This is a genomic window from Paracoccus gahaiensis, assembly GCF_005048225.1.
Taxonomy (GTDB): Bacteria; Pseudomonadota; Alphaproteobacteria; order Rhodobacterales; family Rhodobacteraceae; genus Paracoccus; species Paracoccus gahaiensis.
Genome location: NZ_SUNI01000051.1, coordinates 1 through 7,228, shown reverse-complemented (window position 1 = coordinate 7,228; position 7,228 = coordinate 1). Strand labels below are relative to the sequence as shown.

The following is a 7,228-nucleotide window of genomic DNA, read 5'->3' as shown; positions in this document are numbered from 1 at the left end:
TCATATCCGCATCGCGTTCATGAACCGCTTCAACGCACTCGGCACTGCCGAGATCGAGCGCTTGGGCTGAGCATCAACGGGGTAAGGGGAAGCCCTGCTTCAATGCCGAGTTCTGCAACAATGCCGATGCTCATACTCCAACACCGAGGTCTGCAATGTTGCCCGTCGCAATCGCCCAGAGCCGAAAGCGGCGATGGCCGGTCACCTCTCGGATCAGACCCAGATCGGTCAGGCGCTTCAGCATCCGTTCCGCCGTTGGGCGGCTGACTTTGGCCAAAGCCTCTGTGTCCATGGCCGAGACCAGCGGTCGTGCCGCCAGCACGGCAATGACCCGTGCGGCATTGTCTCCTTTGATCGTCGCGGTGGCGGCACGAGCATGCCTGGCCCAGGCCTGTATGTGCATGATCAGCGCACGCGCCTCCTGCGCGCCTGTGCGTAGGGCAGCCAGATGCGCTGTTAGGCGGTCCTCGGGCGGACCAAAACCTGTCCAGATGCGCCGCCCCTGTCGGCCGAGGGGCAGGAACCGGAGCGCCTCGGCCCCCACCGCCATGTGTCGCGCCGACCAGACTGCGGCTTCGACCATTTGCCCCGGCGGCGAAAGCTCGGCCATGCGCCACAGGGCCAAGATCGCAGGCCCGCGCGCTAGGGGATACAGTCCAGCAAGGTTCTCGATCGCGTCCAGAAAACCCGCAGCAGCGGCATCGAACTCGGCCCCCTGGGGGCGCAGGTCCAGACCCGTGGCCGGTTCGTTGTCATGGCTGGCGCGACGATGCAGACCCAGGAAGGCCGGCAGATCCATCGGGCTTCCCTGCCCTTCCAGCCGCCGAATGGCCCACCGGGCCAGACGCAGAGCTTCCGGGTCCGAGTTGGCACGTGCCTCCATCAGATCGCGACTGATCTCGTCGGGGCCCAGCATCACCCCCTGGGCCCGTAGCATTGCCTCGACCTCGAGAAGCGCCAGTCGCTGGCGCGCTCCCTCGGCTTCTGCTGCCGGCATTGCGGTTAGCGTCGCCTCCAGCCGACCCATGTCGCGCGCGGCGCCTACCAGGGCAGCAGCTTGCTGCGTCTGTGCTGCCAGCCAAACTCGGGGATCCGCCAGATGTCCGGTCACGGGAAAGAAGTCTTTCGATCTCGATTTTCGTTTCAGGGCAGCGAGCAGAGGCCGCAAGCCTTCAGAATAGCTCCTGGATGATGAAAGTCGAAGCTCTTTTGTGCTTGCTGCCGATACGGGGGTGGTAAGGACGGCTTAGAACAGGGTCAGTGACCATCATCCCAGGCATCGTCCTTTGGCTTGATTTGATGCTCGACGACGGGTTCGTCGCGGACCCGCTCCTGAACGACTGTTCTTTTCTTTGGAGCCCGCTCAACAGCCTCGACTACCGCCTTGGGCTCCGGCGTCGTTCTGGTCCTGGTCGCAGCCTTGGCCTTAACGGCGGGCTTTGGCGGCCGGTGCATTGAACGCATCTAGCGCTTCCTTGGCGGCCGTCTGCAGGCGGGTATGGTCTGTCCCTGAAGCACCGGAAGCGGATTGAGGAGGCGTTCGGGTGGGCGACGACTGTCAGCGGAATGGCACAGGCCGCTTATCGTGGCATCGAACGGGTGCGCTCCCGCTTCGTTCTGACAATGGCGGCCAACAATCTCGCGCGGCTGCCCCGGTTGCTAGCGGCCTGAGGCAAACAAGCGGCATCAGCCATGCATACGGTTCACCCTGACGGGCCGGAAACTTGAGGCAGACGCGCCCGTCCTAAAAAAACCGTTCCACCTCGGCGACTATTTCAGCGGCCTGTTCTCATGATCGTTGTCAACCCTCTGATCCATGGCAAGTATTCCGGCGGGGCCGGGCGCAAACTTGTGTAAATGCGCAGGGTAGGAGACGGAACTGAGACGACGGTTGAGCAAGCTCTCATGCGCGGGTTGGTTACCGCATGACCGTGGCTTCGTCCTGGGGCTGCCTCGCTCTAGCTCACCCGCGCGGTGCAGCTTTGCGAGCATCACGGCATCGCGGCGGTCCGTCTTTACCCGGTCGCCTGCCTTCATGGGGATGAGCGAGGGCGCTACGACGATGCATTCATACCCCATCTCGACGAGCTGGCGATGCAGGCCATACCCGCACGGCCCTGCTTCATAGCAAAAATACGATTGACCTCCGCCTGCGGCCAGCTTCTCTACCAGCTTGCAAACATAATCGGGCCGATGCGGAACCGTCCCCCAATGGCGAACCTCACCCCCACGTTTCCCCTGCGCAACTGCGACGGAAATCGTCGCCTTGTGGACATCCAGCCCGATGAACATGCTATCTTCCATGCGGTCTCTCCCCCCATTCTTGAGGCCCGGCGCCAGCCAATCTGGCGCAACCCTCGAACGGAGAATGACGCGGGAGAGGCCGATGACCCAGTCAGCTCACTTCGCTATCATGGGGTCTAGGTAGCCGTCCACCGCCGTACGGATGGCCGTCGCCGTCAGATATTTGGTTAGGGGCAGTGATTTCATCGGTACGCCTGAACCAGTCAAGTATGAGGTCAAAACGACCTTGCCTACCATGTTAATGCGTATATGTTATGCGCATGAAGCGAGGTGAACGATGCAACGCCAGACTGCCCCACGGAAAGCTACGAATTTAACTTTGGACCCAGTTCTTTTGACGGAGGCTCGGTCTTTCGGCGTCAATCTGTCTCAAGCCGCCGAGGCCGGCCTACGGCGCGCCGTGGCAGTCGCCAAGGGTGAGGCTTGGCAGCGGGAAAACGCTGCAGCCTTGGCAAGCTCGAATGCTTGGAGTGAGGCACAGGGCCTGCCGCTAGACGCCTATCGGCAATTCTGATGGCTCGCTTCGATGTTTATGTTCGCCCCGGCGCGGCGGCAGGCTATGTTTTAGATGTACAGGCCGATGTTCTGAACGGGTTGAACACTAGGATCGTCGTGCCGCTCCTGCCCTTCGGGAAGGCTCCCATACCAGCTAAGCAGCTTAACCCTGTCTTCGAGATCGGCGCCGAACCGCATATCATGGTCACCCAGTTCTTAGCTGCTATCCCGTGTGCTCTCTTGCGCGACCCTGTCACCACCCTCGACGATAAAGACAGCGAGATCATGGCCGCTCTGGACATGGTTCTGGTAGGCTTTTAATCCCACTGAATCATAAAGCTGATCAGCAGGCACAGCGAAAAGCATGAATCGTCTCTAAGATATTCCAAGGATCGGGACGTAGCTAAAAGTATGAAGCTGGTACATTCCCATTTTCACATACAAAAAACACAGCAGCGAAGCTAATGATGAGCAAGATGACAATTACGAATTTTCCTCCCTTAGGCTATCAACTGCATCTTGGAGCGTCACACCTCTATCCAACCTTACTAGACAAAACGTTCTTAACGTTTAAGAAATTATTTGATGAATACGATATAAAGAAAATTAATACGCAATCATTCAGAAGCCTGACAAAATCAACTGGGTCAGGACTAATGCTTTCTGATAAAATCAAAAATTTAGGCATAAATGCAGACTGCATGCGCGTCATTGTTTCTGCGCATGGACTACTAACAAGAGATGGGGGCGATACTTTTTTGTTCAAGCGAAACGCAAAAATATCAAAACCTATTTTAGATATTGCCGACCTATTTATTGATGCACCAGTTGCAGTACATATAGTCATTGCCCCTCAGCCCGCGTATGCGCCAATCAGCGAATTTGCGAGCAAAGGGGGGGCTCGCATTCTCGCAGATAACCCAGATGCATTTTCTTGGGTTGACGTTGTAAACAACATAAAAAGAATATTTCCGGGAAAGCCACTTATTTTGTGGCCGATAGAAGATCAAATATCTCAGTCAGTAGCTTTTGTTGAAGGAGTTACGGGGCTAAAGTTTAATAATAGCGAGCGCGAGACTATACGAGATCTGGCGGAACTAGAAAGATTTGCTGAGCCTGAAAAAAAGAGTATAGACCTTGGGGCAACTAAAATCCTTTTTGAAACCTACCTCAACGATTTGGATTTCATAAAGGACATGCCCGATGTTAAGTTAATGCTGAATACAGCGACCTCCGAAATATGAATTTTTATTACGAAGAAAGCAGAACCGTCTTTATCCATATTAAAAAAGCTGGTGGATCTTCAATAAGAAAAGCGCTAGCCCCATTGGGCAAGGCAAAGACAGCTTTTGGCTGTATTCCCGACACATGGCATGCTGATTATACGTTCTGTGTTGTACGTAATCCGCTTGATAGATTCTTGTCGGCAATAAATATGTTTAAGCTAGGGGTCTTAGATAGTACTGAGGTAATCAAAGACTATAACACCCCTTCATTGCCAAATATAACCATAAGCGGCGCTCTCGATATTCTAGAAGATCCCAAAATAGAATATACTCGGATGAACCGGCGCCTTGAAGACAATTTAAAGCATCACCTCTGGCCCCAAACTGAACCATTCTTTTGCTTGTCTCACGCAAATGAGATATTAGAATATGAAAAAATTCAAGAAGGTTTTCTTGAGGTTGCGAAAAGATTGGGCATAAAACCAGAAATTGAATGGGTAAGGCGAACTGCAAATCATCCTCAAGCTTTAAAAATTGATAGCTTTAGTAGCAGTGACATTGTTCGCTTTATGAACATATATCAGTCAGACTATACAATACTTGGCTATGAGCCGCCGGTTTCATTTACGAACTATAAGAAACCCCACAACGCAATTATCTCACCGAAGTCCGACATATTTACAGAAATAGCAAGGGACCCGTGTGTAGCAGCATGGCGCTACTATTTTGAGTGCTCTGGAACAAATGAATTGATGCTATCTGAGGCCCTTCCAGAAGCCAGTGTTGACTTAAGTATTTTCAACAATAGCCTTGTAGAAGTAAAGAAACAAAATACTTGGCCTGGACGCGATAAAAATATTCTTGATCACTTCCGCTCATTAGAGCCGGAATTCTCCGGTCAACCCCGCCTCAACCACCTTTTGGCCTGTATAATAGTAGTTCTTCGAAGAGATCCTCATAACAAGCTAGGGTTAGAATTATTTTTTAAAATCGTAACTGAATACGGAATTGATTTGGCAAATAGTCTAAATATAAGGTGGTTGTCCTCAGTTTGCGACACATTGGTAGATGTGGGACGTAATGGCGAAGAACGTGCAATTGCGGCTCTGGGATCTTCTATTTCAGCACTTGTAAAACTGAGCGAGACTGAGCGACGCGTGTATTATCCTCGAATTCCATGGCCTCCCCGTCTCAAGTTCTCCCGGGGTGGTCATATGTATGAAGGAGTTATAGGGTTCTCGCCAGAGAAAGGTGATATGATTGAAAACCTTCTAGGTCGCCTAAATAACGTTTTGCACGAGAGTAAACCAGCATCTATTTTTTCAAAAGAATTAGTTACTAGACTGTCAGAAAAGCACAGTACGATTTCTCGATTTAAAAAGATAACAGGTGAAAAAAATCCGCATATGGCATCAGACGATCTCTCATTAATAATAAAAGAGGCAATCAAAGAAGAAGGTGAAGCCAAAGAGAGGAATAGTGCCGATGAAAAGCCAGCGCAAGATAACGGTAGTTGATTAATATGACAATCCCTAGCGTTATTGGAATTGGAGCACAGAAGGCAGGAACGTCCTGGCTTCACAATAACTTAAAGCAGAATAGGTCGTTCTGGGTTCCTCCCTTTAAAGAGGTGCACTTCTTCGACCATAATTTTGTACCAGAAAATAGGGGATGGACAAAGGGACACGTTAGGAAGGGTGTGAAATCAGCAACACAAAGATGGGAAAAGCAAAATATATACAACGGTAAAAGAAAAGCGTGGGCAAAAACTGCGCTGGAAGATCCGATGTTTGATGAAAAATGGTATAGGCATATATTTTCCTTATGCCCGGAGGGAAGGATTCCTATTGACATAACTCCCGAGTATTCGTCAATTTCAGTTGCCGGTATTAAGTATGCTGAAGATGTTCTTGGAGACAACTTCAAGGCAATATACATTGTTAGAAGCCCTGTTAATCGGGCTATATCCCAAATCAAGATGATGATTAGGAGGCGTAATCTTGTTTCGCCGTCTCAAGATGACTGGGTGGATGTGGTTAATCTCCCGGCGATTTACGAGCGAGGAAATTATAAATCCCACATTGATCGTTGGATGAGTAGCAGGCCAAAAGAAAGCCTTCTTTTTATTCCATTTGGACTGATATCGAAGGATCCTCTTCATGTCATGAGGGATATTGAAAAATTCACAAATGCGGAACCTCACACCTATAAAAATCTCCATGAGAAGATTTTCGCATCGGCGCCAATTAATATTCCAGACTTTGTTTATGATCACTTAAAAAAAGTACTTCGTGACCAAGAAGCTTTCTTGATCAATACTTTCGGCACTGAATTTTTCAAAAATTCAAAATGAATTCGGAACTTAGTATGACTGACAGTATTATTTATCAGGCATGTCTTTGTTGCCCAAGTTTTCCTGCCTCTGCTCTTGTCTCCGGCGCTAGTCTTTATTTGGATATGAAGACCAATAGGATTCAACGGCGTTGTCAGCCCCCAGCTCTGCGGGGATGGAAGAATCACTGTTTAGATCAGCATCGATTGGGGTACGCATCGCTTCAACAACACGATGCTTGTCATCGCGCCACGTGTCATTCATGATTGCATTATGATCTTTTGAAATTAAGAAGTCAGACAACCTTTTAAATATAGAATTATATAAGGTGTTCTCCCGATGTGAGGATATTGCTGCCAGAATGAAGAAAATTTCTTCGGAGCTGAGAAGCACGCTGTCTGATCTGTTCCGCATTTAAAACGTTCCCGCCTGCCTTACTAAGAGGTTTTAACTCTCTCATGAAAATCAACAAAAAAACAGCATTATGATTGGTCTGAACGGTCCAGTTTAAGCGCTGTATGGTGAAACCCGATTGTGCTGTGAGGGCCTGCCGAAGGGGCACGAGCCACATCCGTGTAGCCCTTTCATCTCACAACGCTTGGCTGATCCCCGCCCCTCCCCCAATCTGCGGCGCATAACACCCGTGATGCCGGTGCATCTGATGCAGGCTCTCGCGGAGGTCGATCGTGCAGTTCTCAACGAGGTGGAGATCACGTTCTCGGGGTTGGCGCTGCACTGGCCTTGCCCCCCGTGTCAGGGAAGTTGTCCGCTGCTCTACTTTTCCTTTATTTTTCAGGTGGGCGGGATAGGACGATGACGTGGGATATTCACCGGAACGCAAGGCGGCTGTGCTGAAGCGGATGCTGCCGCC

Annotated in this window: 8 protein-coding genes and 2 pseudogenes; 6 read left to right on the top strand and 4 right to left on the bottom strand. The window is 50.8% G+C overall.

Annotated elements, in window-relative coordinates:
* Positions 1–130 precede the first annotated feature (130 nt).
* Entirely contained in the window at positions 131–1,111 is a 981-nt protein-coding gene (locus FA743_RS19775; RefSeq protein WP_136887776.1) for a DUF1403 family protein, read from the bottom strand.
* 401 nt (positions 1,112–1,512) lie between these two features.
* Between FA743_RS19775 and FA743_RS19770 the strand changes: the two are divergent.
* A pseudogene (locus tag FA743_RS19770) lies at positions 1,513–1,671 on the top strand (transposase); the annotation flags it as partial.
* Positions 1,672–1,959: 288 nt separating this feature from the next.
* Here the strand turns inward: FA743_RS19770 and FA743_RS19765 are convergent.
* Positions 1,960–2,304: pseudogene (locus FA743_RS19765) on the bottom strand (IS110 family transposase); the annotation flags it as partial.
* Positions 2,305–2,581: 277 nt separating this feature from the next.
* On the opposite strand from FA743_RS19765, the gene FA743_RS19760 reads away from it, so the two are divergent.
* From FA743_RS19760 to FA743_RS19740, 5 genes are all read left to right on the top strand, one after another.
* Positions 2,582–2,818: a type II toxin-antitoxin system CcdA family antitoxin gene (locus FA743_RS19760; RefSeq protein WP_136887775.1), complete on the top strand. Its 237-nt coding sequence runs from the start codon at positions 2,582–2,584 to the stop codon at positions 2,816–2,818.
* Positions 2,818–3,120: a CcdB family protein gene (locus FA743_RS19755; protein WP_136887774.1), complete on the top strand. Its 303-nt coding sequence runs from the start codon at positions 2,818–2,820 to the stop codon at positions 3,118–3,120. The genes FA743_RS19760 and FA743_RS19755 overlap by 1 nt, the downstream gene beginning before the upstream one ends.
* A 155-nt stretch (positions 3,121–3,275) precedes the next feature.
* The gene (locus FA743_RS19750; RefSeq protein WP_169308957.1) at positions 3,276–4,043 is read left to right on the top strand and encodes a hypothetical protein; all 768 of its coding nucleotides are present in this window, start codon (positions 3,276–3,278) and stop codon (positions 4,041–4,043) included.
* Entirely contained in the window at positions 4,040–5,542 is a 1,503-nt protein-coding gene (locus tag FA743_RS19745) for a sulfotransferase family protein (RefSeq protein ID WP_136887772.1), read from the top strand. Before FA743_RS19750 ends, FA743_RS19745 begins: the two co-directional genes overlap by 4 nt.
* 5 nt (positions 5,543–5,547) lie before the next feature.
* Positions 5,548–6,378 carry a sulfotransferase domain-containing protein gene (locus FA743_RS19740; RefSeq protein ID WP_136887771.1) on the top strand — a complete coding sequence of 277 codons (831 nt, stop codon included), beginning with the start codon at positions 5,548–5,550 and terminating at the stop codon, positions 6,376–6,378.
* Positions 6,379–6,465: 87 nt separating this feature from the next.
* On the opposite strand, the gene FA743_RS20400 is transcribed toward FA743_RS19740, so the two are convergent.
* Both FA743_RS20400 and FA743_RS20535 read right to left on the bottom strand, forming a co-directional pair.
* On the bottom strand, positions 6,466–6,750 hold the full coding sequence (locus FA743_RS20400; protein WP_169308956.1) for a hypothetical protein: 285 nt from the start codon (positions 6,748–6,750) through the stop codon (positions 6,466–6,468).
* Positions 6,751–6,946: 196 nt separating this feature from the next.
* A partial coding sequence (locus FA743_RS20535) for a hypothetical protein (protein WP_211242352.1) occupies positions 6,947–7,228 on the bottom strand: 282 nt, incomplete at its 5' end.

Excerpts from the sequence above, each read along its gene's own strand:
- FA743_RS19750 (WP_169308957.1), top strand. The coding sequence starts at position 3,276 with ATGACAATTACGAATTTTCCTCCCTTAGGCTATCAACTGCATCTTGGA.
- FA743_RS19740 (WP_136887771.1), top strand. The coding sequence starts at position 5,548 with ATGACAATCCCTAGCGTTATTGGAATTGGAGCACAGAAGGCAGGAACG.
- FA743_RS19745 (WP_136887772.1), top strand. The coding sequence starts at position 4,040 with ATGAATTTTTATTACGAAGAAAGCAGAACCGTCTTTATCCATATTAAA.
- FA743_RS19760 (WP_136887775.1), top strand. The coding sequence starts at position 2,582 with ATGCAACGCCAGACTGCCCCACGGAAAGCTACGAATTTAACTTTGGAC.
- FA743_RS19755 (WP_136887774.1), top strand. The coding sequence starts at position 2,818 with ATGGCTCGCTTCGATGTTTATGTTCGCCCCGGCGCGGCGGCAGGCTAT.